The organism is Actinokineospora iranica (genome assembly GCF_900101685.1).
Classification (GTDB): domain Bacteria; phylum Actinomycetota; class Actinomycetes; order Mycobacteriales; family Pseudonocardiaceae; genus Actinokineospora; species Actinokineospora iranica.
Window position 1 is genome coordinate 1 of the sequence record NZ_FMZZ01000001.1, and the last position, 26571, is coordinate 26571.

A 26571-nucleotide genomic window follows, 5' to 3' on the forward strand; every position below is an offset into this window, starting at 1 on the left:
CGTCGAACCCCCGCTCGTTGAACGCGTGGATCACATCCCGCACATACTCCGCGCTGACCTGCAACAACGACGTGATGTCCCGCACCGCCCGGCCCTGGCCGGACATCATCACCACGATCGCCCGCCGCAACCGGATCGGATCCTTGCTGGTCCTGGTCACCCGCTGAAGCTTGCGGCCCTCCTCCATCGACAACGACCGCACGAACACCTCGGGCCGACGAGCCACAACCACCTCCCACACTCGATTTACGGGAGACAGCCTGACCCACCACCACCAAGATCAATTACCGGGTCAACCTATCGAGACGAGCCACTAGCCCGGAGTCGCCCGCTGACCTGGTGGTCGGCGGGCCGCCGCGGGGTCGACGAGCAGACGAGGTCCTCCGCCGGGCGCTCGCCCGTGGTCAGATAGGTCGTGACCGCGTCGTTCAGGCACTGGTTCGCGCCGAGCAGGTAGGCACCGTGGCCACCCTGCTCGGTGGTGACCATCCGGGACCGGTCACCGAGGGCGCGGTGCATCTTCTCGGCGCCGGCCAGCGGGGTGCCCGGGTCATTGGTGTTCTGCGACAGCAACACGTTCGACGGCCCGCGGTCACCGACGCGAACGGGGGGCTCGGCCGGTTCGGTCGACCAGAACGCACACGGGCGGATGTTGGCCCCGGCCCCACCGAACAGCGGGAAGCGCTCCCGGTCCACAGCGGTGTCGTGCACGTAGGGGCCGATGGACCGCGGCCAGCGGTTGTCGTTGCAGAGCACAGAGGTGGCTGGACACGAGGTTGTCCACATCCTGCGCCGCCGCTTCGGTCGCGGTGGGCGGCAGCGGCTGGTTCGTGTCGAGCGCCCGCCACGTCTCGGCCAAGCGGGGCATCCGGTTGTCGCGGTAGAGCCCGCCGAAGGTCAGCAACCGGAACGTCGAGCCGTCGATGCCGTCCACCGGCTTCTGGTCCAAGCGGTCGGACAGCTCGTGGAACTTCGCGGTCACCGCCTCCGGGGTGGCGCCGAGGCCGTACTCGGGATGCGAGGCGGCGAACGCGGCGAAGTCTGGGAACCGCTCTTCCATGCCAAGGCCGAACAGGCGGCTGGCCTCGCGGTCCAGTCCGGCCGGGACCAGGTTGCTGTCGAGCACGATCCGGTCGCTGCGCTCGGGGAACAACGTGGTGTAGACCGCGCCGAGATGCGTGCCGTACGAGTAACCGAGGAACGAAAGCTTGTCCTCGCCCAGCTTCCCGCGGATCAGGTCTATGTCCCGCGCGGTGGCCGCGGTCGAGATGAACTGGAGCAGGTGCGCGGTCTCGGACTTGGCGCACTGCTCGGCGACGGCCTTCGCGTTCTTCGCCTGCTCCAGCACGTCGACCGCGTTGTGCGCGTAGGACGGGATGTTGCCGCGGCTCTGCTGCTCCGGCGTCAGGTCGCAGGTCACCGGCGTGCTGCGGCCGACACCACGCGGGTCGAACCCGATGATGTCGTAGGTGTCGAGCACGCTCTGCGGCAGCCCGAGGCCGACGGGGAAGTCCAGCCCGGCTCCGCCCGGCCCGCCGGGATTGGTCAGCAGCACGCCCCGGCGCTGCTCGGGATTTTTGCTCGCCAGCTTGAACAGCGCGATCTCGATCTGCGGCCCGTCCGGGTTCCGGTGGTCGAGCGGAACGTCCACGGTGGTGCACTGCAGGCCGGGAACGTCCAGCCCTTCGCAGTAGCCCCATCGCAACGACGGTTCCGCGAGCACCGGTGGTGCGAGTGCCGTCGCGGCCGCGGCCGCGACGACAACGGTGGTCAACGCTCTGCGCATGGTTTCCCTCTCCGTGGACGGGACATGCGCCCGCCCAACACCCGAGTAGAAGCCGTGCTTGGTCTCAAGTGATCGTTGCGACACCGTGGTTGATCAGGAGTTGGTTGAGTTTTTCGGTGGGGGTGGCCCAGTCCAGGGTCATGCGGGGGCGCCCGTTGAGCTCGCGGGCGACCTCGTCGAGGTGGGCTTGGGAGTGCACCGACAGGTCGGTGCCTTTCGGGAAGTACTGGCGCAGCAACCCGTTGGTGTTCTCGTTGGATCCGCGCTGCCAGGGTGAGTGCGGGTCGCAGAAGTAGACCGGCATCCCGGAGGCCGTGGTGAACCTCGCGTGTTCGCCCATCTCGGTCCCCCGATCCCAGGTCAACGAGTTCTTCAGAAACGCTGGGAGGGTCCGCATCTTCAACGACAACAGGGTCGCGACCCGGTCGGTGGAGCGGTCGTGCGGGACTCGGATGAGCATGACGAACCGGGTCTGGCGTTCCACCAGGGTCAGGATCTGGGATTTGCAGGCGGAGCCGAGGATGAGGTCGCCTTCCCAGAACCCGGGCACCGCCCGATCGTCGGCCTCCTTCGGGCGTTCGCTGATCGAGACCATGCCCGCGATCCGGTCGTGCGCCGGGACCCTTTTCGCTGGTGAGACCCGCTTGGCCCGCCCCGACCGCAACGCCCGGTACAACAGGGCCCGCAACTGGCCCCGGCCCTGGACGAACAGGGTCTGGTAGATCGCCTCGTGCGAGATACACATCTCCTCGTCGTCGGGGTGATCGGCGCGCAGGCGGGTCGCGATCTGACCCGGCGACCACCGCAAGGCCAGCCTCTCCATCACATAGTCCCGGACCCGGCCCGCCCGTTCCAGTTTTCGTTCCTTCGGCCGGGTCCGCATCCGCCTGGCCCGCCGGTCAGCGATCACCGCGCGGTATTTCTGGTTGCCACCGTTGCGGGCGATCTCCCGAGAGATCACCGAGTGATGTCTGCCCACCAACAACGCGATCCCACGATGCGACCGACCAGCGGCCAACTCCCGCGAAATCGTCTCCCGCTCACCCCGACGACAACGACACATTCAACGCCACAGGGCGACACTCCGATCAGTCCCCCAAGATCATCCCACAGCGTCGCATTGACCAGTTGAGCCCAAGGTGTCCTTGAGGCATGGTCAAGAGAAATCGACTTCTGTACCGATCGGAATAGACGTCGGTGGGCGCACCGTCGCCGTCCACTACCGCGTTAACCGAAATCGCCCTCATGCGCCGGACACGCGCGGCTGGCGGGCTGGCGGCGCGGCGGAAATTGGAGCGCGGGCGGAAGAAGACGACCAAACACGTCTACGCGCTCCGCAGGCGGGTTCGGTGCGGCTACTGCAAGCGTCAAATGGAGGGTAGTCCGCGCCAAAAGCGGATCTACTACCGATGCGCGGCGCGCACCATCGTGCCTGGGTCGCCCGCGCTCAATGGGCACCCGACCGACGTCTACCTCCCGGAGATCAAGGTTCTCGACGGGGTCAACCAGTGGCTTGCTGGGCTGTTCGATCGGCGGAATCGAGGGCGCACTGTGCGGCAACTGCTCGGCGTGGCCGAGTCGCCGACCGAAGAGGCTCGCGTCGAGGGGATCAAGGTGCGCAAGGCCGATGCTGAGGCACGACTTCGGAATCTGCTCAACCTCGCAGAGCGTGGGGTGGACTTCGATGCGCTGGTGGAGCGGATCAACAGCGCGAAGCAGGAGATCGACGCCGCCACGGAGGAGTTGGCGAGGATGCCAGCCGGGCGGATCACCGGGCACGCGGAGATCGAAGCCCGTATCGACCAGCTCGGCGAGTCGGCCGGCGGGTTGAGCCGGGCAGAGGCGGCTGACCTATGGGACTTCTACGAGGCCGTAAACCTGGAGACGGTCTACACGGCAGAAGAGCGGACGGTCGATGTGACCATCCGCCCTTTTAGTAAGGATAATGCCGGTGTCCGAGGGGGGACTTGAACCCCCACGCCCGTTAAGGGCACTAGCACCTCAAGCTAGCGCGTCTGCCATTCCGCCACCCGGACTCGCGGTCTCCCGCGTGGTGTGGACATACCTTATCCGATGCCCTCAGCTACTCCCAAATCGGGGCTGTGGTGGTGGGGTGGCAGTGGTAGGAAAGCGGTGTGACCGAGCAGCAGAGCGCAGCGTCCGTGCCCCATGACACCAGGTTGGCCGAGGAAGAGGCCGTCGCGCTGACCAGTGAGTTGATCCGCATCGACACCACGAACACCGGGGATCCTGCGACCGTGGTCGGGGAGCGGGTGGCGGCTGAGTACGTGGCCGGGAAGCTGGCGGAGGTGGGGTACGAGACCACCTACGTGGAGTCCGGGGGCAGGGGGCGGGGCAATGTCTTCGCCCGGTTGGCGGGGGCGGATCCGAGCCGGGGGGCGTTGTTGGTGCATGGGCATCTGGATGTGGTGCCCGCCGATCCCGCCGAGTGGTCGGTTCATCCGTTCTCGGGGGCTGTGCAGGACGACTACGTGTGGGGGCGCGGGGCGGTCGACATGAAGGACATGGTGGCCATGACGTTGGCCACCGCGCGGCGGTTCAAGCGGGACGGGGTGGTGCCGCCGCGGGATGTGATCTTCGCCTTCTTCGCCGACGAGGAGGCCGGGGGCGACTACGGGTCGCAGTGGCTGGTGGAGAACCGGCCGGAGTTGTTCGAGGGGGCGACCGAGGCGATCAGCGAGGTGGGCGGGTTCTCCATCACCGTGAAGGACGGGGTGCGGGCCTACCTGATCGAGACCGCGGAGAAGGGCATCGCCTGGATGCGGTTGCGGGCGCGGGGGCGCGCGGGGCACGGGTCGATGGTGCACGAGGACAACGCGGTCACGAAGCTGACCCAGGCCGTGGCCAGGTTGGGGACGCACCGGTTTCCGCTGGTGATGACCGACTCCGTGCGGGAGTTCCTGGCCGCGGTGACCGAGATGACCGGGATGGAGTTCGACGAGGACGACCTCGACGGGTCGGTGGCCAAGCTGGGGGCCGTGGCGCGGATGGTGGGGGCGACCCTGCGCGACACCGCGAACCCGACCATGCTCAACGCCGGGTACAAGGCCAACGTGATCCCCTCGGTGGCCGAGGCCGTGGTCGACTGCCGGGTGCTTCCCGGCCGCGAGGCCGCCTTCGAGCGGGAGATCGACGAGCTGCTCGGGCCCGACATCGAGCGGGAGTGGGTGACCCACCTGCCCCCGGTCGAGACCACTTTCGACGGTGCCCTGGTGGACGCCATGACCGCGTCGATCGTCGCGGAGGACCCGGGCGCCAAGACGCTGCCGTACATGCTTTCGGGTGGGACCGACGCCAAGGCGCTGCAGTCGCTGGGCATCCGCTGCTTCGGGTTCGCCCCGCTGCGGCTGCCCGCCGACCTGGACTTCAGCGCGCTGTTCCACGGCGTGGACGAGCGGGTGCCGGTGGACGCGCTGAAGTTCGGGACCCGAGTGCTGGACCGGTTTCTGCGTGACTGCTGAGTGGACAGTCCACCCGGGCATGTCAGTATTCCGCCCGTGTCCACGATCGAACGCTTCGCCGTTGCCGATGGGGCGGAGCTGACGGTCGTGCGCGCGGGCGACCCGGCCGCCGACGTGACGGTGGTCCTGTCGCACAGCTACGCGCAGGACCACCGGGTCTGGCACCGCGTCCTGGAGACGCTGCCGGTCGCCGTGGAGCGGCCGGTGCAGGTGCTGGCCTACGACCACCGGGGGCACGGCTCGTCCACCGCGGCCGACGCGGCGACCGCGACCGTGGAGCGCTTGGGCGACGACCTGGCCGAGCTGATCGCCGGTGTCGTGCCGCGAGGCCGGGTGGTGCTGGCCGGGCACGGCATGGGCGGCTTGGCCGTGATGGCGCTGACGGTGCGCCACCAGGCGCTGTTCGCCGAGCGGGTCGCCGGGCTGGCGTTCCTGTCGACCGCGGCGAGCTGGCTCGCGGAGCCCGCGTGGGCGAGCCCGGTGGGCCGGGTGGCGCAGGACCTGCGGGCCATCCTCGGACCCCGCCTGGACGGCCTGGTGGTCGACCGGGTGGCCAAGCGGATCGACAAGGCCACCTCGGTCGGGTTGCGGTGGCTGCTGCTCGGCGACGACCCCGATCCCGACGACGTCCGGCTGGTGGCGGACATGGTCTCCGCGCACTGGCCGGACACCGTGGCGCTGTTCCGGCCCGGCCTGGACCGCTACGACCGGGAGGCCGCGCTCGCCGTGGCCGCCGACACACCGGTCGTGGCGATGGTCGGCGACCGCGACCGGCTGGTGCCCGCCTCGCACGCCGCGGCCCTGGCGGGCGCGGTGCAGGACGGGACGGCCGTGGTGCTGCCCGGCCTGGGGCACATGCTTCCGCTGGAAGGTGTCGCGCAGGTCCTGCCCCGGCTGGTAGGACTTGCGCACGCCGCCCTGCGCCGCTGAACCATCCGCCGAATGGACGCGTAACCACGGGTGACGCCAACACTCGCCTGGAGGTCTTCACATGCCCGAGTTCGTCGACGGTCTGCCACTGCACGCCCTGGTGCTGCACGCGGTCGTGGTCCTGGTGCCGCTGACGGTGCTGGGCGCGGTGGTCATCGCGGTCTGGCCAGCCGCGCGGCGGCGGTTCGGCTGGCTGGTGGTGGCCTTCGCGGCGGCGAGTGTGGTTCTCACCCCGATCACGACCAGCAGCGGCAACGCGCTCGCCCGCAGGCTGCCGGAGAACCCGCAGATCGCCACTCACCAGCAGCTTGGCGAGCAGCTCATCTGGTTCGTGCTGCCGCTGTTCCTCGCGGTCACCGCGCTCATGGTGGTGCACACGCTCGCCGCCCGCGGTGGCGAGTCGCCGAGCTGGACGAAGATCGCGCTCGTGCTGGCGGCCGTGGCCAGCATCGGGCTGGGCGTCGCCTCGGGCGTGCACGTGTTCCGCGTCGGCGACGCGGGCTCCCGCGCCGTGTGGGAGGGGATCGAGAACCTGCCTGCTAGGTGATAAGCCCGGGCAGCGGGTTCTTGCGCCGCTTGCGCCGAAGCCACACCTTGCGTGTGCCGTCGGCGTAGAGGCGCACGTTGGACAGCTCCCACCCGCTGAACTCGGCGTGGATCGCCAGTTGTGTGGCCGCTGTCAGCCGCGACACGCCCGGAGGCAGCCGCAGCGGCCGGTACTCCCACTCGCCGTCGATCACCCCGTCACTCATGGCTGCACCACCTGCACACCTCCTCCACTGGCGGACGCGACCACCACGCGCCCGCTGGCCGGGTCCACGGCCACCGAGTTCGGCTGCCCGACGGTCGGGAACCGGTACCGCTCCTGGGGCTCCTCACCCGCGACGTGGAAGCCGACGACCTCGTTCGTCTCGGTCAGCGTGACCCAGGCCAGGTCGCGGCGCGGGTCGTAGGCGATGCCGTACGGCGCCCCCGGGACCGGGTAGCGCTGCCGCATCAGCAGCGGGTCAAGGGAGAACGCGAGCAGCGCGCCGCCGCGGGTGTCGGTCACCAGGACGCGGCCGTGGCGGTCGACCGTGCCGTTGGTGGCGCCCTGGCCCGCGCGCAGGCCCTGGCCGACGGCGCCCTTGCCCATGTCGAGTTGGAACACCGCGTTGCGCAGCCGGTCGAGGACCACCGCGCCGGAACCGGCGCTGAACACCTGGTCGGCGCTGAGCAGGCCGCCGGAGATGACCCGCTGGACCTGGTCGCCGTCGAGCACGGCGACCCCCTTGCGCTCACGCACCGCGACCAGCGTGGCGCCCTGGTGGTCGGCCGCGCCCGCCGCCTGTCCGGGCACCGCGGCCTCGGTGGCGACCGCGTCCGGCAGGCTCACCCGCACCACGCCGCTGCTCGGCACCGCCGCGAGCACCGGCCCCCCCGCCCCCGCGAGCGCCAGCGTCTCGGCAGGCCCGGGCAGGGCGACGGTCCGCGGCGCCCGGTCGAGCGCGTCGAGGTCGTAAAGCCGCAGTTCCGCGGCCACGGCGACGGCGAGGACCCGGGTCTTCTCATCGATCACGGCCGCGGCCACCGGCGCGTCGAGCGGAACTACGGTCCCCGCGGGAGCGACAGTCGGCACGGGCGAACGAGCGGCCGTCGCGGCGATCGGGTTGTCCGACACCATCAGCTCGTCCTCGGGCTGCCCGCTGGACGAGCACGCCGCCGTGAGCGTGGCGACGACAACCACGGCGGTGACCAAGCGACGCACCAGCGAACCTCCGACAGCGATGGCGACAACGGACTTCTTCCCAGCATCCCGCACCGCGTCCCGTCAGGCCACGTCCGGCCGCCGCGGCGTGTCCCAGATCGCTCAAGGAGACCGTTCGCCACTGGCCGATCGCGTTGGTATGGAAGGCATAGCGCTCGCCCGTTCTGTGTTCGACGGGACTCACGAGTTCGAGGCCTGCGCGCCTAAAGGTCGTCGGGTGGCGTTCTCACGAGACCGGGGGACATCGCCGAGCGGAGGATTTCTGCCACCTTTGTGGTGTGCTGGTCGGTGAAGAAGTGGCCGCCCGGCAAGGTGTGCAGTCGCAGGTCCGCGGTTGTGTGGTGCTCCCACGCGCGCATGTCGGGTTCGGTCGTGAGGGGGTCGGTGGTTCCCATGAGGGCGATCGTGGGGCAGTGGACCGTCGATCCGGGTTTCGGTCGGTAGCGGCTGTGCGCCACGAGGTCGGCCTGGATGACCGGCAGGAACACCTGGCGCAGGAACGGGTGGTCCAGCAGGTCGGTGTCGCCGCCGCCCAGTGATCTGATCAGTTCGGCCGCCGCCGCGGGGGTGCTCAGGTCGGGGAGTCTGAGCCTGCACGGGGCGGGGTGCCCGGAGACCGCCAGGATGACCTGCCGCTGGTCGGCTGTTCTCGTGACGACCTCGTAGGCGAGCGCCGCGCCCATGCTGTGTCCGAACAAGAGCACGGGCCCCTCCGCACGCGCGCGCGTGAAGGCGTCGGCCACATCGTCGGCGAGTAAGTGCAGGTCGGTGAACAGGGGCTCGGCTCGGCGTTCCGCTCGGCCCGGGTAGTGGACGCACGCGGTGGCGGCCGTGTCGGACAGGTGTCCGGCGAGGCGCTGGTAGGAACCCGCGGAAGCGCCCGAGTGCGGGAAGAACAGCACTGTCCACGCCGTGGTGGGGGAGACCCTCGCGGGAAACCGCCGTATCCACGGTTCGGCGTCGAGCACGGCTACCGCTTTCTGGTCAGACGGGGCCGATCACAGGGCGTGGAGGCGGGCAAGGGTCTGCTCCAGTTCTTCCCGCAGGGTGCCGCCCGCGGCCTCGGTGTCCCCTCTGGCGATGGCGTCGACGAGCCGGGCGTGGCCGTCGTCGCCGTGGTTGGGGTCGGCTGAGCGCAGGTCGAGCAGTTCCACCAGGTCGATCAGTCCGCGCTGCAGGACGGGGAGGAACTCGGTGAACAAGCCGGTGAGCACGGGGTTGTGCGCCGCGGCGACCACGGCGGCGTGCAGGACGGTGTCGGCCTCGACGAACTCGGCGTTGGTTCCGTTCGCGGCGTCGCGGCGCTTGGCCAGGACCGCGTTGAGGGTGACGAGGTCGTCGTCGGTGCGGCGTCGGGCGGCCAGCTGCGCGGCCTCGACTTCCACCAGCATGCGGACTTCGTAGACGTCGGTGATGGCCGCCTGGCGGAGCTGGGTGGACCAGTCCTGCTCGGGCTGGGTCGCGGTGACGAACACGCCCGCGCCCTGGCGCGCCTGCACGAGGCCCGCGCCCGCCAGCGCGCGCAGCGCCTCGCGGACCGTGGAGCGGCCCACCCCGAGGGACTTGGCCAGCGACGTCTCGCCGGGCAGCTTCGTCCCGATGCCCCACACGCCGCTGGTGATCTGTTCGCGAAGGTGCTCGGTGGCCTGCTCTACCAGCGGGGATGGCCGCAAGGCGCCTAAAGCCATGGGCGTGCCTCCAACTTCTCAGGTTGTCTGTGGAGTTTGATTGTGGTTACTGTACCGGTATGCCGCCACGCGAGCTTCTTCTCCTTCACCGCCGCTGCGGGGCCTGACGCGACCGGCTCCCCGCAGCGGGTGTCGGGCTGCGCCGGTCACCGTCGAATGGCCGAGTGAAAGAGTCTCTTCCTCCATGGTTTCCTCCTTCGAGACCACGACCTTCCCCACCCTGCGCACGCCCTCCGGCGACCTTCCGCCGGGCTCGCCTGCCTGGAACCCGCAGCGCCCGAGCGCGATGCCGCACCACCGCTACCAGCCTGCCCACGCCAAGGTCGCGCTGCCGCTGACGGACCGGACCTGGCCTTCGCGCACGCTGGAGCGGGCTCCGCTGTGGGTGCCGGTCGACCTGCGCGACGGCAACCAGGCGCTGGCCGAGCCGATGGACACCGAACGCAAGCGCAGGCTGTTCGGCCTCCTGGTCACCATGGGGTACAAGGAAATCGAGGTCGGCTACCCCTCCGCCAGCCAGACCGACTTCGACTTCGTGCGCCACCTGGCGCGCAGCGGCGCGGTGCCCGACGACGTGACCGTCGTGGTCTTCACCGCCGCCCGCGACGACCTGATCGACCGGACCATCGCCTCGATCGAGGGGCTTCCCCGCGTCGTCGTCCACCTCTACACCGCCACCGCGCCCACTTGGCGCGACGTCGTCCTCGGCCGTTCCCGCGCCGAAGTCCACGAGTTGATCCACGCCGCCGCCGCTTACCTGGTGCGGCGCGCCGAGGAGCGGTCCGGCGCCGACATCCGCTTCCAGTTCTCCCCGGAGGTCTTCAACCTGACCGAGCCGGACTTCGTCCTGGAGGTGTGCGACAGCCTGACCGAGCTGTGGGACGCCAGCCCCGACCGGCCGGTGATCCACAACCTGCCCGCGACGGTGGAGATCGCCACCCCCAACGTCTACGCCGACCAGATCGAGTACATGGACCGGCACCTGGCCCGCCGCGACTCGGTGATCCTCTCGGTGCACCCGCACAACGACCGCGGCACCGGGGTCGCCTGCGCGGAACTCGCCGTCCTGGCCGGGGCGCAGCGCGTCGAGGGCTGCCTGTTCGGCAACGGCGAGCGGACCGGCAACGTCGACCTGGTCACCCTGGCGCTGAACCTGTACGCGCAGGGGGTCAACCCGATGATCGACTTCTCCGACCTCGACGCCGTGCGCGACGTGGTCGAGCACTGCAACCGGCTGCCGGTCCACCAGCGGCACCCCTACGGCGGCAGCCTGGTGCACACGGCCTTCTCCGGCACCCACCAGGACGCCATCGCCAAGGGCATGGCCCACCACGCCAAGCGGGCCGCCGAGATGGGCGTGCCCGCGGGGGAGGCGCCGTGGGCGGTGCCGTACCTGCCCATCGATCCGGCCGACATCGGCCGCACGTACGAAGAGGTCATCCGGATCAACTCCCAGTCCGGCAAGGGCGGCGTCGCCCACCTGCTGCACACCCACCACGGCCTGGACCTGCCGCAGGCGATGCGCCCGGACGTCTCGCGCGTGGTGCAGCAGGTCACCGACGCCACCGGGCTGGAACTGTCCGACAAGGACCTGTGGGAACTGTTCCGCACCACCTACATCGCCCCGGCCGAGGACGGCGCGGTCACGCTGGCGTCCTGGACCACAGCGGAAACCGAACCAGGCGAGCACCGGTTCACCTGCATCCTGCGCGTCGGGGAACAGGAGCGTTCCTGCGAAGGCGTCGGGAACGGCCCGCTGGCCGCTCTCACCGACGCGCTGCGCGCCGTCGGGATCGCGGTGGACATCCTCGGCTTCACCGAGCACGCCACCGGCGTCGGACTGGGCAGCCACGCCGTCGCCTACGCCGAGTGCCGGGTGAACGGCCTCCTGCGCTGGGGATCGGGTTGGGACACCTCTGTCCTCACCGCGTCCGTCAACGCCGTCATGGCCGCGGTCAACCGCGCCGGGGCGGCCTGACCGTGAACTCGACTCCGGTGCTCCACGTGGAGAACGTGGACCTCGTCCGAGAAGGCAACCCGATCCTGCGCGAGGTGTCGCTGACCGTCCGGGCAGGCGAGCACTGGGCGCTGCTCGGCGCCAACGGCGCGGGCAAGAGCACCCTGCTCAGCCTTCTCGGGGCGTTCGCCCACCCCACCCGGGGCACGGTGGAGGTGCTGGGCCACCGGCTGGGCCGAGTGGACATGCGCGAGTTGCGCTCCCACGTCGGCCACGTCGACCCGAAGCACGCCCCGCGCTCGCCGCTGACGGTGTGGCAGGTGGTCTTGACCGGGTTGACCAACACCGCGGAATGGGTGCCCCGGTGGGGGCCGACCGCTGAGCAGGTCGCCTTGGCGGAGCGGCTCATCGGTCTGCTCGGCCTGAGCGACCGGCGCGACGCCCGGTGGCCGACCCTGTCGCAGGGGGAGCGGGGCCGGGCGCTGATCGCGCGGGCGCTCATGCCAAGTCCGCGCCTGCTGCTGCTCGACGAGCCCGCGACCGGTCTGGACGTCGCGGGCCGCGAGCAGTTCCTGGAGCGGATCGACATTCTCCAGCGCACCTACCCGGATCTCGCCTCCGTCCTGGTCACCCACCACCTGGAGGAGCTTCCGCCCGGCACGACGCACGTCATGCTGCTGCGCGACGGGTGCTGCCTGGCCGCCGGTCCCGCCGACGAGGTCTTGACCAGCGACCAGGTCAGCAAATGCTTCGACCACCCGATCCGCATCGTCCGCGCCGACGGGCGCTGGAGTGTGCGGGCGGGTGGCCCCGACCGGTCGCGCGTCGGCTGACCGTGGGGCCGAGGTGGTGCGCGCCCCGCCGGGCGCGCACCACCTCGCTCAGCCCAGGATTGCCTCCGCCTTCTCGACGGCGTCCCGCGCCCGGGCCCAGTCCGAGTCGAAGTGGTCGGCCAGCGCGTGCAGCCACCGCTCGACGCCGAAGCCGACGCAGCTGGTGGCCACCGCGTCGCCGTCGGGCAGCGTGATCGAGCACCGGTCGCCGAAGAAGCCGAAGTGCGCGTTCACCGAGGCCACGGCCATGTCCTTGTAGGTGTACTCGTGCTTGACCGGGATGACCTGCTGGAAGGTCGCGCGGTCGCCGGACTGGTCGTAGAACGGGTCGGTGGCGACGCGGCGCCGCAGGGGCAGACCGATCGCGTCCGCCAAGAGGTCCAGGAACACCGCGGAGCGGTCGAGGTGGGCCGCGGCCTGCTCGGGAGTCCCCAGTGCCACGACCTCGCGCATCCGGAACGCCTTGAGGCGGCGGAGGCCGTCGAAGTGGTCCTCCTCGCGAAAGCACTGTCCCAGCACGGTCACCAGTTCGCCGTGCTGGGACACCTGCCTGCCGCGGTAGTGGAGATACACCCCGTAGCAGGCGCTGGAGGGCAGCGCGAGACCCGCGGCGCGCAGCGAGTCGGGACGGAAGCCGCCAGCCGCGGCGTCCTGCTCGATCCGCGCGGCCCCGGCGGCTGGCACGTCCAGGGCCGAGGCGACGAGCGCGAGTTGCGGGAAGTTCCGGTAGACGTCCAGCGTGGCGAGGTCGGCGACCGGCAGCAGCGGGGACAGGGTCAGCGCGGTGGCTCCGGCGTTCGCGGCCCAGCGCGCGCAGACGCGGTCCAGCGCCTCGGCGAGCCGCGTCGGCTCCTGTTCCAGGGTGGCCAGTCCCGCTGAAACCTGGACACCTGTCGTGATCCTCATCAGAACGCTCCTTAGCGTCAAGGTCCCGTCGGGTGCGGTGTGGACCAGGCCGCGAAACCGTTGGCACAAAACACGTTTGAGATCAGACTGACGCTGCTAAGGTAACACCTCAGAGGACCTGAGTACCTGATAAATTTCTGGTGCGAGCAGCTTCGGCAGACGGGGGCGGGCGTTCGGATGAAAAAGGGTCAACTGGGCTTCTTGACCGGCACGCACCTGGTCAACGACCTGTACCAGGGCGCGATCCCCGCGATGCTCCCGTTCCTCATGGTCGAGCGGCACTACAGCTACGTGGCGGTCTCCGGCCTGGCCTTCGCCGCGAGCGGGGTCTCGAGTCTGTTCCAGCCGCTGTTCGGCGTGCTGTCCGACCGCAAGCCGCGGACCTGGCTGGTGCCGGTCGGCTTCAGCGCCGCCGCCCTGGGTGTGGTGGCCGCGGGACTGTCCGACAGCTACATGGTCACCTGGCTGTGCGTCGCGCTGGCGGGAATCGGGATCGCCGCCTACCACCCGCCCGCGACGAGCCAGGCCCGCGCCGCGGGCGGCTCGTCGCAGAAGGCCATGAGCGTGTTCGCCGTGGGCGGGACGATCGGCGGTTCCCTCGCGCCGTCGCTGGTCACACTGGTGATCGGGTCGGTCGGGTTCTCCGGGAGCTATCTGCTGGCGGTTCCCGCGCTGGTCATGGGCGTCCTGTGGGTCCTCAAAGGACCGTGGATGCGCAGGCGCGGCCACACCCCGGTGCCTCCGCTGCTCACCGGGGCCGCGCTGCGGGCCGCGGGCGGCGCGGGCCGGGCCGACGACTGGCGTTCCTTCGCCCGCCTGGTGGCGGTCATCATCGGGTGGTCCATCCCGTTCGTCACGGTGACCTCGCTGGTGTCCCTGCACGCGCAGCGCGATCTGGGCCAGTCCGCGGCGGCGGGCGCGGCCGTGCTCACCTGCTACACCGCGGCAGGGGCCGTCGGGACTCTGCTCGGCGGCTGGATCGGCGACCGGCACGGCCGGATGACCTCGGTGCGCCTGGGCTACCTGGTGGCGTTTCCCGCGCTGGTGGGAATCGCGTGGGCGCCGACGTTCCCGGTGCTGGTGCTGAGCGCCCTGCTGTTCGGCGCCTCGATGTTCCTGCCGTTCGCCGCGCAGGTCACCCTCGCCCAGGACTACCTGCCCAACCGTCCGGGCACGGCGAGCGGGCTCACGCTGGGACTGGCCATGGCGGCGGGCGGGCTGTGCGCCCCCGCGTTCGGCTGGCTCGCCGACTCCAGCGGCCTGCGGTGGGCGTTCTACGCCCTGGTCGCGCTCTTCGTCTTCCCCGTCCTCATGGCGACCCGACTCCCCGACCGCGTCCTGGCCTCGACCGCCCCGCCGCCGGAGCCGGTCGAGGCAGGCGTGGGCAACACCCACTAGGTCCGGCAAGGCAGGCCTTGGGCACTTCGAGACCGGGCGTGGCGCCCCTGCCAGGGCGGACGCGTTCGCCGCGGTCGCTCCCGCTGTCCTTTTCGCACGGTTTCCGCTGTTTTGAGAATCACCTATGGAGCAAGCTCCAGGTTTAACATTCAGAATTGTCATTGATGCCGCCCCGCTGGTGCGCTAGTGTCGGGTTATGGGGGTTTGCGCGACTGGGGCCGCGCCGAAAAGACTCCGAGTCATCGAACCTATGCGTCGAATATTCGCGCGTCAGCAAGGAGAGCCTTGTGAAGATTAACTGGGATGAGCACGAGGAGCTGAAGGCTGAGGGGATCGCGCTGTCGCGGCGCTTCGCCTTCGGTCAGGAGATGTCCTGCCTGAAAGTGGTCGCCGACCAGTCCGGAGACCTCGGCCTTCCGCAGCACTGGCACGAGAACGAGCAGTGGGTCGTGGTCATCGAGGGATCGATTCGCTTTGTGTGCGATGGAACCGAGTACGAACTCAACGCCGGTGACGTGGCCTACATCCCGGCGCGCCAGCGGCACACGGCCACTTTCGTCGGGGAGCAGGGGGCGGTCTTGCTGGAGTTCTCCGCGCCGCCGCGACTCGACCTCGCGCCCGGCTCGATAATCCCATCCTCGATGAAGTACGACTAAGGCGCGCCGCGGGAAACACTGACGCAGGCGGCAGGCCTGCACAAACTGGGGGATATATCGTGCGTGGCAGCATGCACTGTCAGTTTCGTTCACCGACCACTATCCACGAGACTTTCGCCCGGATCGCGAGCGAATTACCGGACCGGCAGGCCGTCGTCACCGCGACCGGGTCGACGACCTACGCCGAACTCGCGACCAGGGCGCGGCACATCGCCCACGACCTGATCGGTCGGGGAGTCCGGCCACACGACATCGTTCCGGTCGTGGCCCGCAGGTCGCCGGACCTTCTCGCCGCCATCCTCGGCGTGCTCATGGCGGGCGGGGCCTACGCGGTCCTGGACCCGAGGTGGCCGCACCCGCGGACCGACCGGCTCCTGACCGCCATGCGGCCACCGGTCGTGCTGGCCGACGGGGCGGGTTCCGCCCGGCTGGGGCAGGCGGGGATCAAGCACATCGCCTTCGCGGACCTCGGGCAGGCCGCGGGGCCTGCCGAGGCGCCGACGGCCGACCTGCCCCGGGTGTCGCCAGCGGACCGCGCGACCGTCTTCTGGACGTCGGGCAGCACCGGCGATCCCAAGGCGGTGCTCTCCCCGCACCAGGCCACCACGAGGCTGTTCGTCCCGGAGAGCTTCATGGACTTCGGCGAGCGCCCGGTGATGATCCTCGCCGCGGCGGCGGCCTGGGACGCGTTCAGCCTGGAGCTGTGGGGAATGCTCCTGCGCGGCGGCACCGCGGTGCTGCACGAGGACGACCTGCTGCTGCCGCACTCCATCCGCGCTTACGTCACCGACTTCGGCGCCACCCATCTCTTCCTGACGCCGTCGCTGTTCGACGTGATCGCGAGCGGCGACATCGACTGCCTCGCCGGGTTGCGCGCCCTCATCCTGGGCGGCGACAAGCCCCCGCCCGCCAACTGCCGGAAACTGCTCGCCGCCCACCCGTCGGTCGAGCTGTACAACGGGTACGGCCCGGTCGAGTCCTGCGTGTTCGCCACGGTCCACCGGATCACCATGGACGACACCCACGCGGCGGGCGGCATTCCGGCGGGGCTGCCCGTCCCCGGCACGCGGGTGCACATCGTCGCCGACGGCGTCCCGGTTCCGCCGGGCGAAAGCGGCGAGGTCGCCATCAGCGGCACGGGCCTGGCCTCGGGCTACTTGAACGACCCCGATCAGACGGCCGCCGCCTTCCGGCGCGTCACGGTCGACGGCGACGCGGTCATGGTCTACCTGACCGGCGACTACGGCAGGCTGGACGAGACCGGCGTCCTGCATCTCACTGGCCGCAAAGACGCCCAGCTCAAAATCGCCGGGCACCGGATCGAACCGGCGGAGATCGAATCGGCCGTCAACGCCCTGGGCAGCAGGCGGTCGGTCGTCATGCCGATCCCCGACCGCACCGGCGCGCCGCGCATCATCCTGTTCGCCGAGCGGCCGGGCGCGGACATCACCGAGGCGGAGATGCGGGGCAGGCTCAGCGAGCTGCTCCCCGCGTACATGCTGCCCGCCAAAGTGCACTTCGTGTCCACTATGCCGTTGCTGGACAACACTAAAATCAACAAAAGGGAACTCTCGGCGCGCTTCGGTTACACCTCCTGAACGTCGCCTGCTTCTCGAATCACGCGGTGCCGAATCCCGCGCACCCGGTAAGGAATCCTCAGTTGAACACGCAGAGTCGCGCGGAAGCGCAGTTTTCGATCGCGCTCGAATCCATTCAGGGAAAACGTCGAATCGAACGGGTTCTGGAAGCGGCCAACGCGCTCCTGGACCGATATGCCGAACAGTCCGAATCCACTGAGCGGCTGAGGATCGTCTTCGAGCTCGTCCGGCGGAACCTCACCGACCGGGTGGCCGTCGCGTACGACGGTCTCGACCTCGGTCCGGCGGGCTTGCTCGACCTCGCCGAATCCGACGGCGAGTCGGGTGATGTGGTTTTCCACTGCGAGATCCACGGGCCGGACGGGAAAAGCGGAACACTCACCGCTGTCTACCGCGAACCAGGTTCCCTGGGGCTGACCGGCGGCGAATGGCTCGCGGCGATGCGCCTGCTGGCCGGTATCAGCGGCCTGGGTGTCGGAGGGCATGTCCAATGTCAGCGGTAGCGACGGCGGGCGGCCCGGCGGCCCTTCTCGCGAAACCGTACTGGTATCGCGAACTGCCCGCGGAAACCGATGTGCACAGGCTGGACGACGGTTTGTTCGCCGTCACCGGGAACGCGGCCGTGCAGGAGGCGCTCACTCATCCCCAGATCGTGGCCGAGCACCCCCTCAAGGCCAGCTCGCGGGCTTTCGGGCCCAATGTGCTCGACGCGGACGGGCCGAGCCACCGGGCCTTCCGCCGCCTGCTGGCGCCGATCCTGTCCGCGGGACGCATCGCCGAGTACAAGCGGACGCTGATGCCCGAGTTGATCGACGCCCTGGTGGACAGCGTCGCGGGCGTCGAGACCGACGACTTCCACCACCGGTTCGCCCACCGGGTCCCCTACGGGATCGTGTGCGCGATCCTCGGCGTCGACGCCTCGCTGCAAGACCGGTTCCACGAGTTGACCCGCCCGTTGGCGCGGCTGCTGGACTTTCCCACCGAGGAGACCGAGCAGACACACGCCAACGTCGCCGAACTGCTGCGGCTGATCGAAGCTCAGCGCGGCGCCATGACCGCGGGCGGACGGTCTCTGCTGGAGACGATCGAGCGGACCCGCGACGAGAAGGGCATCTCGTTGACAGACGACGAGGTGCGCTCGACGGCGCTGCTGTTCTTCCTGGCGGGCACGGAGACCAGCAGCGCGTTCATCACCTCGCTCGTCTACTGCCTGGGCCGCGGCATCTTCGACCTGGCCGAGCTAGGCGACGAAGCCGTGCGGGAATCGTTCATCGACGAGGCCATGCGGCTGTACCCGCCGGTGCGGACGATCGTCCGGTTCGCGGGCGACGACCTGCTCGTGCGCGGTGTGCCGGTGCCTCGGCACGCCGCGGTGCTGGCCTCGATCGCGGGCGCCAACCGGGACCCCAGGGTGTTCGAGCACCCCGACCGGTTCCAGATCGGCCGGAGTCCGCGCGGCTCCATCCCCTTCGCTGTCGGCGCGCACGCCTGCCCGGGGGCGATGCTCGCCAAGGCCGAGTTCTCGCTGCTCGTCGACAGACTCGTGGCCCGCTGCACGGACATCGTCGTCGTCCGCGACGGGACCCGTATGGAAAGTCAGTCGTTTTCGCATCCCGCCGATTTTTCCGTCGAGTTCAGGACAAAGCAGAAATAGGAGGACAGCAACAGTGGAAAGCAAGTTGGCGTCGCTGCGGAAGTGGCTCGACGGCCTGCACGATGAACCGCTGGAGATCCAGGACGACACCGACCTCATCCAGTCGGGCGTGGTGACCAGCCTCCAGTTCGTGCAGATGGTCATCGAGATCGAGCGTCTGCACGGCCGGAAGCTGGACCCCGGCGTGATCACCGTCGAGTCGATGCGGACGCTCAAGGCCATCGACGCGGCCGTGTTCCAGGACGCCTGATGGCCGCGGACCCCTCTCGGGTCGCGGTGGTCTCCGGGGCGTCGTCGGGCATCGGCGCGGCCGTCGCCGCGGAGTTCTCCCACCGGGGCTACACGGTCGTCGGCCTTTCCCGGCGGGGCAACCCCGCGCTGGCCCGGACGGAAGGCTACGTGGACCTCGTCGCGGACCTGTGCGACGAGGAGGCCGTGCGGGCCGCTCTCACCTCCGCGTCCGAGACGCTGGCGGGCGGAGTGAAGGCGGTGGTGCTCAACGCGGGCGCCTCACCGGAGCCGACCGACCTCGTCAAGGCCGAGTGGCGGGTGGCGGCGCAGGCATACGAGACCAACGTGCGCACCGCGCTCACCCTGGTCCAGGCGATGGCCCCGCTGCTCAAGCAGAGCGGCGGCGGGTCGCTGACGTTCGTCGGAGCGAGTCTGGCGAACGGGTACGAGCCCAAGCGCTGGGCCTACGCGGCCAGCAAGGCCGCGATGACCACGCTGATGCGGGCGTGCTCCGTCGAGTTCGCCGACGACGGCGTCGTGGCGAACGAGGTGCGCCCCGGCCCGGTCGCGACCGCGATGACGATGCCCGGGATCGACGGCGAGGTGAGCGACGCGCTCATCCAGGCCGTCAACGCGGGATTCGGAACGGACTGGCTCAAGTCGTCGCGCACGGTGGCGCAGTGGATCGCCACCATCGCCGAGTTCCCGTCGAACGGGCCGACCGGCCAGGTTTTCAACTACAGCCGAAAAGTTCTGTGACAACCGAAAGGAATTGAGAAGAAATGTCTGCTTACCCCACTTCCGAGCAGCTCGTCGACCTGTTCAACTGGGCCTCCCCCGGCATGGTCGTCACCGAATCCGACGGCTCGGTCGTGCTGGCGAACAAGGCCGCGACGGAACTGCTCGGCGACAAGGTCGCCGCGGGCGTCGATCTCCCCGACGTGCTGGGCATCGACAACCACGCCGCTCTCCTGGCCGCCGGGCAGCCGGTGGAGAACCTGGAGGCGAGCTTCACCAACCCCGACTTCCCGTCCGGATACGCCAACGTCGGGTTCGGCCAGGTCGACGGCCGCACCTACGGCTTCTGGGCGCTGCGCCCGGTGACCACCCACCCCACTCCCGCCCCGAAGCCGGGCGAGGGCTCCTCCACGGCGCAGGCGTGGATCGAGCGGGTGGACCGCGCCAGCGGGTCCTACAAGCCGGTGGGGGAGGAGGCGGTCGAGTTCATCAAGGCCTACTACGACACCTGCCCGGTCGCCATCCACCTCATCGAGGAGGACGGCACCGTCGGGCACGCCAACTGGAAGGACATCGAGATCGTCGGGGCGAGCGAGCGGCCCGACTCCTACGTGGGCCACCACATCCGGCGCATCTACGCCGACCAGGACGTGGTCGAGGACTTCCTGGCCCGCTGGGGCGAGGACGCGCCGATCATCGACTTCCGCGCGGACTTCCTCAACAAGCAGGAGCGGGTCCCGGTGGTCATCTTCTCCACCGCCAAGGTCGAGGGCGACAAGCTCAAGAACACCCGCTGCTTCGTCTTCTCCGACAGCCACCCCGACCGCGCTCGGGACAAGGTCAAGGCGCTCGACCTGAGCTTCTAAGGCCCGCGTCCGCCCCGACCCGGGGCGACGGCGCCGAGATGGACGCCCCGGCGAGCGATCCTCGCCGGGGCGCGTTTCGCCAACGCACCCAACGTCGCGCACAGACGGAGTGATCGTGGCTGACGTACTGGTCAGACAAGGCGACCCGCTCGCCGACTGGGACCCCGAGGACGAGGACGCGTGGAACAGGGGCGGCCGCGGGATCGCCCGCCGCAACCTCGTGCTGTCCATCCTCTCCGAGCACGTCGGGTTCTCGGTGTGGACGCTGTGGTCGGTCCTCGTCCTGTTCATGTCCCCCAAGATCGGGCTCGGTTTCGACCCGGGCCAGAAGTTCCTCCTGGTGGCGACGCCCACCGTCGTCGGCGCCCTGCTGCGCCTGCCTTACGGCTACGCGGTGACCCGGTTCGGCGGCCGGAACTGGACCGTGTTCGCCACCGCCATCCTGCTCGTCCCCACTCTCCTGGCCATGCACTTCGTGCGGCAGCCCGGCACGCCCCTGTGGGTGTTCCTGACGATCGCGGCTCTGGCGGGCGTCGGCGGGGGCAACTTCGCCTCGTCCATGACGAACATCGCCGTCTTCTATCCCCGGCGCCACCAGGGCTGGGCGCTCGGGCTCAACGCGGGCGGCGGAAACCTCGGCGTCGCAGCCGTCCAACTCATCGGGCTCGGGGTCATCTCCGTCGTCGGTGACACGCACCCCGCCTACGTCGCCGCGGTGTACCTGCCGCTGATCGTGGTGGTCGCGCTGCTGGCGGCGTGGAAGATGGACAACGTGGCCGCCGTGCGCGCCGAGCCGAGCGGCCAGCGCGAAGCGGTGCGCGAGCGCCACACCTGGCTGATCTCGCTGCTCTACATCGGAACCTTCGGCTCCTTCATCGGCTACGGCTTCGCCTTCGGCCTGGTGCTGCAGAACGAGTTCGGGGCCACACCACTGCAGGCCGTCGGCTACACGTTCCTCGGTCCGCTGCTGGGGTCCGTCTCGCGTCCGATCGGCGGGTGGCTAGCCGACCGCATCGGGGGCGCGCGGGTGACCTTCTGGAACTTCCTCGCCATGGGCGCGGGCACCGCCGTGCTCATCGTGGCCGCCGAGGCGAACTCCCTGGAATTGTTCATGGCCGGATTCACCGCCCTGTTCGTCCTCAGCGGCATCGGCAACGGCTCGACGTACAAGATGATCCCGGCGGTCCTGGCGGCGAAAGCCGAGGACGAGATCGCCGCGGGCCGCGCCGCTGCCGAGGCTTTCGCCAGGGCGCGCAGGGTGTCCCGCGCGGTTCTCGTGATCGCGGGCGCTGTCGGCGCCCTCGGCGGGGCCGCGATCAACTTCGCCTTCACCCTCGCCTACACCGACGGCTCCGGCTCCGGCACCCCGGCCTTCGTCGTGTTCATCGCCTACTACGCGCTGTGCCTGGTGGTGATCCGCGCCGTCTACCTCGGCCGCGGGCCCGCGAGCGGCAAGGAGACCAGCCATGTCTGATGTGGACACCCACTGCCCGTACTGCGCGCTGCAATGCGGCACGCGGCTCAGCGGCGGCCGGGCGGACACCGTGCGGGTGCGCCCGAGCGACTTCCCGGTCAACCGGGGCAGGCTGTGCCAGAAGGGCTGGACCGCGCCCGAGGTCCTCTCCGCCGTGGACCGGCTGACCCGCCCACTCGTGCGCGGCCCCGACGGGCGACTCGTCGAGGCGTCCTGGGACACCGCGCTCGACGTCGTCGCCGACGGCCTGCGCGAGATCCGGGCGCGGCACGGCCCGGACGCGGTCGCGGTCTTCGGCGGCGGCGGCCTGACCAACGAGAAGGCCTACCTGCTCGGCAAGTTCGCCCGCCTCGCCCTGGGCACCTCGCAGATCGACTACAACGGCCGGTTCTGCATGTCGTCGGCGGCCGCCGCGGGGACCGCGGCCTTCGGGGTGGACCGGGGCCTGCCCTTCCCGGTCACCGATCTGCGCGGCGCGCGGACCGTGCTGCTGGCCGGGGCGAACATCGCCGAGACCATGCCGCCGCTGATGCAGCACCTGGAGCAGGCCAGGCTGATCGTGGTGGACCCGCGGCGCTCGGCCACTGCCCGGCGCGCCGCGCTGCACCTGCAACCGGCGCCCGGCACCGACCTCGCGCTCGCGCTCGGGCTGGTGCACATCGCCATCGTGGAGGGGCTGGTCGACCAGTCCTATGTGGACGAGCGCTGCCACGGTTTCGCCGCCGCCGCGCGGCGGGCGATGGCGTGGTGGCCCGAGCGGGTCGAGGGGACTACCGGCGTTCCCGCGAGCGCGCAGCGCCAAGCGGTCCGGATGCTCGCCGAATCCCGCGACTCCTACATCCTCACCGGCCGCGGGGTCGAGCAGCACAGCAAGGGCGCCGACACCGTGTCCGGGTTCATCAACCTCGCGCTCGCCCTCGGCCTGCCCGGACGGACGGGCAGCGGCTACGGGTGCCTGACCGGGCAGGGCAACGGCCAAGGCGGCCGGGAGCACGGTCAGAAGGCCGACCAACTGCCCGGATACCGGTCGATCACCGACCCGGCGGCGCGCGCGCATGTCGCTTCCGTGTGGGGCGTGGCGCCGGAGGACCTGCCGGGCCCCGGGCGCGGCGCCTACGAACTCTTGGACGCTCTCGGTACCCCGCAGGGGCCGCGGGCGCTGCTGGTGTTCGGGTCGAACCCGGCCGTGTCGGCCCCCCGCGCCGCCCACGTGACCGAACGGCTCGCGGCGCTGGACCTGTTGGTCGTCGCCGACTTCGTGCCGTCCGAGACGGCCGCCATGGCCCATGTGGTGCTGCCCGTCACGCAGTGGGCAGAGGAGGAGGGGACCATGACCAACCTGGAGGGCCGCGTGCTGCGGCGTCGGCAGGCGCTGTCCCCGCCTCCGGGGGTGCGCGGCGACCTGCGCGTCCTGCGCGACCTCGCCGTGCGGCTCGGCGAGCCCGCGAGCCGCTACCCGAGCGCCCCGCGAGAGGTGTTCGACGAGTTGCGCGCCGCATCCCGGGGCGGGAAGGCCGACTACTCCGGCATCTCCTACCAGCGCCTGGACGCGGGAGAAGCCCTGCACTGGCCCTGCCCGGACACGCGGCACCCCGGCACGCCCCGGCTCTTCCTGGACCGGTTCGCCCACCCCGACGGCAAAGCGCGGTTCTGGGAGGTCGACCACCGGGAGGCCGCCGAGGAGACCAGCCCCGAGTTCCCCCTCCACGCCACGACCGGCCGGGTCCTGGCCCATTACCAGTCCGGCGCGCAGACCCGCCGCGTCGCGGAATTGGTCGAGGCAGTCGGGGCGCCGTTCGTCGAGGTCCACCCCGACACCGCGGCCCGCTCCGGCCTGCTCGACGGCGGCCGCGCGCTGATCACCTCCGCGCGCGGAGCCATGACGGCCCAGGTGCGACTGGACGCGACGATGCGACTGGACACCGTCTTCGTGCCGTTCCACTTCCCCGGCGACGGCAGGGCGAACCTGGTCACGAACCCGGCCCTGGACCCGCGCAGCGGTATGCCCGAGTTCAAGGTGTGCGCCGTGCGGATCGCCCCCACCCAGGAGTGACACCTTGAGCGACGTCCTCGTCATCGGCAGCGGTCCCACGCTCCAGCGGTTCGCGGACCGGATGCGCCACCACGCCCACCCGGGCTCCCTCACCGTCCTGGAAACCGACCCCCCGGCGTTATCGCCCGCCTTCGGCCCCGTGGTCGGAGGCGGGGGAGCGGGACTCCGCGCCGAAGTCGTCGGCGTCGACCGGGAACGGCGCCGGGTGTCGGCGCGGGTCGACGCAGTGGAGACCACCTACCCATACGACGTCCTGGTCCTCGCGGGCGGGACCCGCCCCGTGGTCCCCGGTATTCCCGGCCTGCTCGACGCGCGGGGACGACTGGTCGACGGCGTCGTCGCGCCGAGCGCGGTCACCGACGCCGCCCGCGTCACCGGCGGCACCGTCGTCGTGCTCGGTGACGCGCCGCTGGGAGTGGAGGTCGCGAGCGCCTTGACCGCCCGCGGCGTCGACACCACCCTGGTCTGCGCCGAACCCCGCCCACTGCTCGGGCGGCTCGGTGAGATCTGCGCCAGCCTGCTCAGCGAGTGGTTGGAGCGGACCGGCGTGACCGTGGTCGGCGGCGCGAACGCGGTGCGCCGCGCACCGGGCCGCCTGGTGCTGGACAACGGGACCACCCTCCGCGCCGACACGCTCGTGCTGTGCGCGGGCGCGGTCCCCGACACCCGACTCGGGCTCGCGGCGGGCCTGATCGTCCACAGTGGGATCGTGGTCGACGACCAGTTGCGCGCCAGCGATCCGCGCGTCCACGCCATCGGCGACTGCGCGGAACACGACGGTCGGACCGTCCCCGGCGCGGACGCGGCCTGGGCGCAGGCCGAGGTCCTCGCGCGGGTCCTCACCGGCCAGGCCGCGGCCTACCGGCCGCCGCCCCCGGCGCTGCGGCTGCGCGTTCCGGGGGCGGACGTGGCGGGCTTCGGCTCGCCCGCCGACCTGGAACAGCCCGGGACCCGGCTGATCAGCGTCACCGACCCGGCGGGCGGGCGGCACGCGCGCGTCGCGCTGCGCGACGAGCGCGTCGTCGCCGCCGTGCTGTTCGGCCTGCCGCAGGCCATCGCGACGATCGGCTTCCTGCACCGGCACGGGCGGTGTTTCCCGTCCGACCGGCTGGGGCTGCTGCTCGGACTGCCGCCCAGGCCCGCCTCCCACGCCCGGGAGACGAGCGTGGACAGCCAGGTCTGCCTTTGCAACAACGTCTCGATGGGAACGCTGCGCCAGGCGTGGCGGACAGGCTCCCGCACCGCGGGCGCGCTCGCCACGGTGACCAGGGCGACCACCGGGTGCGGCGGGTGCAGCCAGTCGGTGGCGGACCTGTGCCGGGTCTGGGCGAGCGAGTCCGGCGACCGACTGGTGGCGGCGTCGTGACCAGCACCCTGGTGGTCGTCGGGCACGGCATGGTGGGCCACCGGTTCGTGGAGCAGGTCAGGGCCCTGGACACGGACGACACCTGGCGCGTGGTCGTCCTCGCCGAGGAACACCACCCCGCCTACGACCGGGTCAGCCTGTCCTCGTACCTGGCGGGCAAGAGCAAGAGCGACCTCGCCCTCCCCGGGCGGGACCTCCGCGCGGACCCCCGCGTCGACCTCCGGCTCGCCTGCCCGGCGGTGTCGGTCGACCGGGCGCGCCGCCTGGTCCGGACCGCCGACGGCGACGAGGTCCGCTACGACGCCCTGGTGCTGGCGACCGGCTCGCGCCCGTTCGTCCCGCCGGTCCCCGGCCACGACCTGTCGGGCTGCTTCGTGTACCGGACCTTCGACGACCTCGACGCCCTGCGCGCCGCGGCCCGCGCCGGACGCCCCGGGGTCGTGGTCGGCGGCGGGCTGCTCGGTCTCGAAGCGGCCAACGCGCTGCGCCTGCTGGGGATGCGCGCCCACGTCGTCGAGACCGCGCCGCACCTGATGCCCGCGCAACTGGACGCGGGCGCGGCCCGCGTCCTCCACCGACACCTCACCGGGCTCGGGTTCGACCTGCGCTGCGCGACCGCGACCACATCGGTAGACGCCGACCCCGACGGCGCGGTGCGGGCCGTCACCCTGTCGGACGGAACCGTCCTGGCGGCCGACCTGGTGGTCTTCGCCGCCGGTGTCCGCCCCCGAGACGAGTTGGCCGCCGTCCTGGGCCTCGCCCGCGGCGAGCGCGGCGGTTTCGCCGTGGACGACCACTGCCGCACCGCCGACGACCGCGTGTGGGCCATCGGGGAGTGCGCCGCCATCCGGGGACGGTGCCACGGCCTGGTCGCCCCCGGATACCGGATGGCCGACAACGTCGCCCGGCAGGTGCTGGGACAGCGCACCGCGCCCGTCGACGGCTCCGACGCCTCGACCACCCTCAAACTCCTCGGCGTGAGCGTCGCCACCTTCGGCGCCGCGCGCTCCGACGACGCTCTCGAAGTGGTCTTCGCCGAGGGCGACGCCCGCTACGCCAAGGTGCTGCTCAGCCGGGACACCGGCGACCTCATGGGCGGAATCCTCGCGGGCGACACCGGGTCCTGGACGACGGTCGGGTCCTTCGTCGGCCGCCCGCCGCCGTCCGACCTGGAGCGGCTGCTCCTTCCCTGACGTTCATCTCACCGC

Annotated in this window: 26 protein-coding genes, 1 tRNA gene and 1 pseudogene; 18 read left to right on the forward strand and 10 right to left on the reverse strand. The window is 70.8% G+C overall.

Annotation, left to right across the window (positions count from 1 at the left end):
* From BLS56_RS00005 to BLS56_RS00015, 4 genes and pseudogenes are all read right to left on the reverse strand, one after another.
* Positions 1-226: pseudogene (locus BLS56_RS00005) on the reverse strand (IS630 family transposase); the annotation flags it as partial.
* 71 nt (positions 227-297) lie between these two features.
* Positions 298-711, reverse strand: coding sequence for an alpha/beta hydrolase (locus BLS56_RS32855; RefSeq protein ID WP_324187481.1), 414 nt, complete (start codon positions 709-711; stop codon positions 298-300).
* Entirely contained in the window at positions 593-1786 is a 1194-nt protein-coding gene (locus BLS56_RS00010) for an alpha/beta fold hydrolase (RefSeq protein ID WP_324187482.1), read from the reverse strand. Before BLS56_RS00010 ends, BLS56_RS32855 begins: the two co-directional genes overlap by 119 nt.
* 64 nt (positions 1787-1850) lie before the next feature.
* Entirely contained in the window at positions 1851-2849 is a 999-nt protein-coding gene (locus BLS56_RS00015; protein ID WP_091446728.1) for an IS30 family transposase, read from the reverse strand.
* 134 nt (positions 2850-2983) lie between these two features.
* Between BLS56_RS00015 and BLS56_RS00020 the strand changes: the two genes are divergently transcribed.
* Complete coding sequence (locus BLS56_RS00020; protein ID WP_139190439.1) at positions 2984-3757, forward strand: zinc ribbon domain-containing protein; 774 nt, start codon at positions 2984-2986, stop codon at positions 3755-3757.
* Here the strand turns inward: BLS56_RS00020 and BLS56_RS00025 are convergent.
* A tRNA-Leu gene (locus tag BLS56_RS00025) sits at positions 3739-3822 on the reverse strand. The genes BLS56_RS00020 and BLS56_RS00025 overlap by 19 nt on opposite strands.
* A 99-nt stretch (positions 3823-3921) precedes the next feature.
* Between BLS56_RS00025 and BLS56_RS00030 the strand changes: the two genes are divergently transcribed.
* The 3 genes from BLS56_RS00030 to BLS56_RS00040 all read left to right on the forward strand — a co-directional run bounded on the left by BLS56_RS00030 (position 3922) and on the right by BLS56_RS00040 (position 6745).
* A complete protein-coding gene (locus BLS56_RS00030) occupies positions 3922-5268 on the forward strand; it encodes a M20/M25/M40 family metallo-hydrolase (protein WP_228771243.1) in 1347 nt (448 codons plus the stop codon).
* 36 nt (positions 5269-5304) lie between these two features.
* Entirely contained in the window at positions 5305-6198 is an 894-nt protein-coding gene (locus BLS56_RS00035) for an alpha/beta fold hydrolase (RefSeq protein WP_324187483.1), read from the forward strand.
* Positions 6199-6259: 61 nt separating this feature from the next.
* Complete coding sequence (locus BLS56_RS00040) at positions 6260-6745, forward strand: DUF2231 domain-containing protein (RefSeq protein WP_091446730.1); 486 nt, start codon at positions 6260-6262, stop codon at positions 6743-6745.
* Here BLS56_RS00040 and BLS56_RS00045 read toward each other — a convergent pair.
* The 4 genes from BLS56_RS00045 to BLS56_RS00060 form a co-directional block, all read right to left on the reverse strand.
* Complete coding sequence (locus BLS56_RS00045) at positions 6738-6950, reverse strand: DUF5703 family protein (protein ID WP_091446731.1); 213 nt, start codon at positions 6948-6950, stop codon at positions 6738-6740. The two genes, BLS56_RS00040 and BLS56_RS00045, sit on opposite strands and share 8 nt — an antisense overlap.
* On the reverse strand, positions 6947-7945 hold the full coding sequence (locus tag BLS56_RS00050; protein ID WP_407640465.1) for a YncE family protein: 999 nt from the start codon (positions 7943-7945) through the stop codon (positions 6947-6949). The genes BLS56_RS00045 and BLS56_RS00050 overlap by 4 nt, the downstream gene beginning before the upstream one ends.
* 203 nt (positions 7946-8148) lie before the next feature.
* Entirely contained in the window at positions 8149-8913 is a 765-nt protein-coding gene (locus BLS56_RS00055) for a thioesterase II family protein (protein WP_091446735.1), read from the reverse strand.
* A gap of 30 nt (positions 8914-8943) precedes the next feature.
* Positions 8944-9633: a FadR/GntR family transcriptional regulator gene (locus BLS56_RS00060; RefSeq protein WP_091446745.1), complete on the reverse strand. Its 690-nt coding sequence runs from the start codon at positions 9631-9633 to the stop codon at positions 8944-8946.
* A gap of 184 nt (positions 9634-9817) precedes the next feature.
* Here BLS56_RS00060 and leuA point away from each other — a divergent pair, with 184 nt between their 5' ends.
* Together leuA and BLS56_RS00070 are read left to right on the forward strand one after the other, a co-directional pair.
* A complete protein-coding gene (gene leuA / locus BLS56_RS00065) occupies positions 9818-11611 on the forward strand; it encodes a 2-isopropylmalate synthase (RefSeq protein ID WP_091446748.1) in 1794 nt (597 codons plus the stop codon).
* A 2-nt stretch (positions 11612-11613) separates the two neighbouring features.
* Positions 11614-12423 (forward strand): ABC transporter ATP-binding protein, encoded by an 810-nt coding sequence (locus tag BLS56_RS00070; RefSeq protein WP_091446751.1) that lies wholly within the window; start codon positions 11614-11616, stop codon positions 12421-12423.
* Positions 12424-12471: 48 nt separating this feature from the next.
* Here the strand turns inward: BLS56_RS00070 and BLS56_RS00075 are convergent, their stop codons facing one another.
* Complete coding sequence (locus BLS56_RS00075; RefSeq protein ID WP_091446753.1) at positions 12472-13329, reverse strand: class-II aminoacyl-tRNA synthetase family protein; 858 nt, start codon at positions 13327-13329, stop codon at positions 12472-12474.
* A gap of 201 nt (positions 13330-13530) precedes the next feature.
* Here BLS56_RS00075 and BLS56_RS00080 point away from each other — a divergent pair, with 201 nt between their 5' ends.
* The 12 genes from BLS56_RS00080 to BLS56_RS00135 all read left to right on the forward strand — a co-directional run bounded on the left by BLS56_RS00080 (position 13531) and on the right by BLS56_RS00135 (position 26556).
* A complete protein-coding gene (locus BLS56_RS00080) occupies positions 13531-14727 on the forward strand; it encodes an MFS transporter (protein ID WP_228771244.1) in 1197 nt (398 codons plus the stop codon).
* Between the two features lie 287 nt (positions 14728-15014).
* On the forward strand, positions 15015-15383 hold the full coding sequence (locus BLS56_RS00085; protein ID WP_175482577.1) for a cupin domain-containing protein: 369 nt from the start codon (positions 15015-15017) through the stop codon (positions 15381-15383).
* Positions 15384-15454: 71 nt separating this feature from the next.
* A complete protein-coding gene (locus tag BLS56_RS00090; RefSeq protein WP_091446763.1) occupies positions 15455-16981 on the forward strand; it encodes an amino acid adenylation domain-containing protein in 1527 nt (508 codons plus the stop codon).
* Positions 16982-17043: 62 nt separating this feature from the next.
* Positions 17044-17484 (forward strand): hypothetical protein, encoded by a 441-nt coding sequence (locus BLS56_RS00095; RefSeq protein WP_091446767.1) that lies wholly within the window; start codon positions 17044-17046, stop codon positions 17482-17484.
* Positions 17472-18635, forward strand: a complete 1164-nt coding sequence (locus tag BLS56_RS00100) for a cytochrome P450 (RefSeq protein ID WP_175482578.1) — start codon at positions 17472-17474, stop codon at positions 18633-18635. Before BLS56_RS00095 ends, BLS56_RS00100 begins: the two co-directional genes overlap by 13 nt.
* 13 nt (positions 18636-18648) lie before the next feature.
* Positions 18649-18885, forward strand: a complete 237-nt coding sequence (locus BLS56_RS00105; protein WP_091446770.1) for a phosphopantetheine-binding protein — start codon at positions 18649-18651, stop codon at positions 18883-18885.
* Entirely contained in the window at positions 18885-19625 is a 741-nt protein-coding gene (locus BLS56_RS00110; RefSeq protein ID WP_091446771.1) for an SDR family NAD(P)-dependent oxidoreductase, read from the forward strand. The genes BLS56_RS00105 and BLS56_RS00110 overlap by 1 nt, the downstream gene beginning before the upstream one ends.
* Positions 19626-19648: 23 nt before the next feature.
* On the forward strand, positions 19649-20470 hold the full coding sequence (locus BLS56_RS00115; protein ID WP_091446773.1) for a PAS domain-containing protein: 822 nt from the start codon (positions 19649-19651) through the stop codon (positions 20468-20470).
* A 112-nt stretch (positions 20471-20582) separates the two neighbouring features.
* Positions 20583-21944 carry a nitrate/nitrite transporter gene (locus BLS56_RS00120; protein ID WP_407640478.1) on the forward strand — a complete coding sequence of 454 codons (1362 nt, stop codon included), beginning with the start codon at positions 20583-20585 and terminating at the stop codon, positions 21942-21944.
* Positions 21937-23997: a molybdopterin oxidoreductase family protein gene (locus BLS56_RS00125; protein ID WP_091446775.1), complete on the forward strand. Its 2061-nt coding sequence runs from the start codon at positions 21937-21939 to the stop codon at positions 23995-23997. The genes BLS56_RS00120 and BLS56_RS00125 overlap by 8 nt, the downstream gene beginning before the upstream one ends.
* Before the next feature lie 4 nt (positions 23998-24001).
* The gene (locus tag BLS56_RS00130) at positions 24002-25363 is read left to right on the forward strand and encodes an FAD-dependent oxidoreductase (protein ID WP_091446777.1); all 1362 of its coding nucleotides are present in this window, start codon (positions 24002-24004) and stop codon (positions 25361-25363) included.
* Positions 25360-26556: an NAD(P)/FAD-dependent oxidoreductase gene (locus BLS56_RS00135; RefSeq protein WP_091448621.1), complete on the forward strand. Its 1197-nt coding sequence runs from the start codon at positions 25360-25362 to the stop codon at positions 26554-26556. The genes BLS56_RS00130 and BLS56_RS00135 overlap by 4 nt, the downstream gene beginning before the upstream one ends.
* The last annotated feature ends 15 nt before the right edge of the window (positions 26557-26571 follow it).

Coding starts and splice junctions, on each gene's coding strand:
- BLS56_RS00010 (WP_324187482.1), bottom strand. CDS start 1,786: ATGCGCAGAGCGTTGACCACCGTTGTCGTCGCGGCCGCGGCCGCGACG.
- BLS56_RS00015 (WP_091446728.1), bottom strand. CDS start 2,849: ATGTGTCGTTGTCGTCGGGGTGAGCGGGAGACGATTTCGCGGGAGTTG.
- BLS56_RS00040 (WP_091446730.1), top strand. CDS start 6,260: ATGCCCGAGTTCGTCGACGGTCTGCCACTGCACGCCCTGGTGCTGCAC.
- BLS56_RS00045 (WP_091446731.1), bottom strand. CDS start 6,950: ATGAGTGACGGGGTGATCGACGGCGAGTGGGAGTACCGGCCGCTGCGG.
- BLS56_RS00060 (WP_091446745.1), bottom strand. CDS start 9,633: ATGGCTTTAGGCGCCTTGCGGCCATCCCCGCTGGTAGAGCAGGCCACC.
- leuA (WP_091446748.1), top strand. CDS start 9,818: ATGGTTTCCTCCTTCGAGACCACGACCTTCCCCACCCTGCGCACGCCC.
- BLS56_RS00075 (WP_091446753.1), bottom strand. CDS start 13,329: ATGAGGATCACGACAGGTGTCCAGGTTTCAGCGGGACTGGCCACCCTG.
- BLS56_RS00090 (WP_091446763.1), top strand. CDS start 15,455: ATGCACTGTCAGTTTCGTTCACCGACCACTATCCACGAGACTTTCGCC.
- BLS56_RS00100 (WP_175482578.1), top strand. CDS start 17,472: ATGTCAGCGGTAGCGACGGCGGGCGGCCCGGCGGCCCTTCTCGCGAAA.
- BLS56_RS00110 (WP_091446771.1), top strand. CDS start 18,885: ATGGCCGCGGACCCCTCTCGGGTCGCGGTGGTCTCCGGGGCGTCGTCG.
- BLS56_RS00115 (WP_091446773.1), top strand. CDS start 19,649: ATGTCTGCTTACCCCACTTCCGAGCAGCTCGTCGACCTGTTCAACTGG.
- BLS56_RS00125 (WP_091446775.1), top strand. CDS start 21,937: ATGTCTGATGTGGACACCCACTGCCCGTACTGCGCGCTGCAATGCGGC.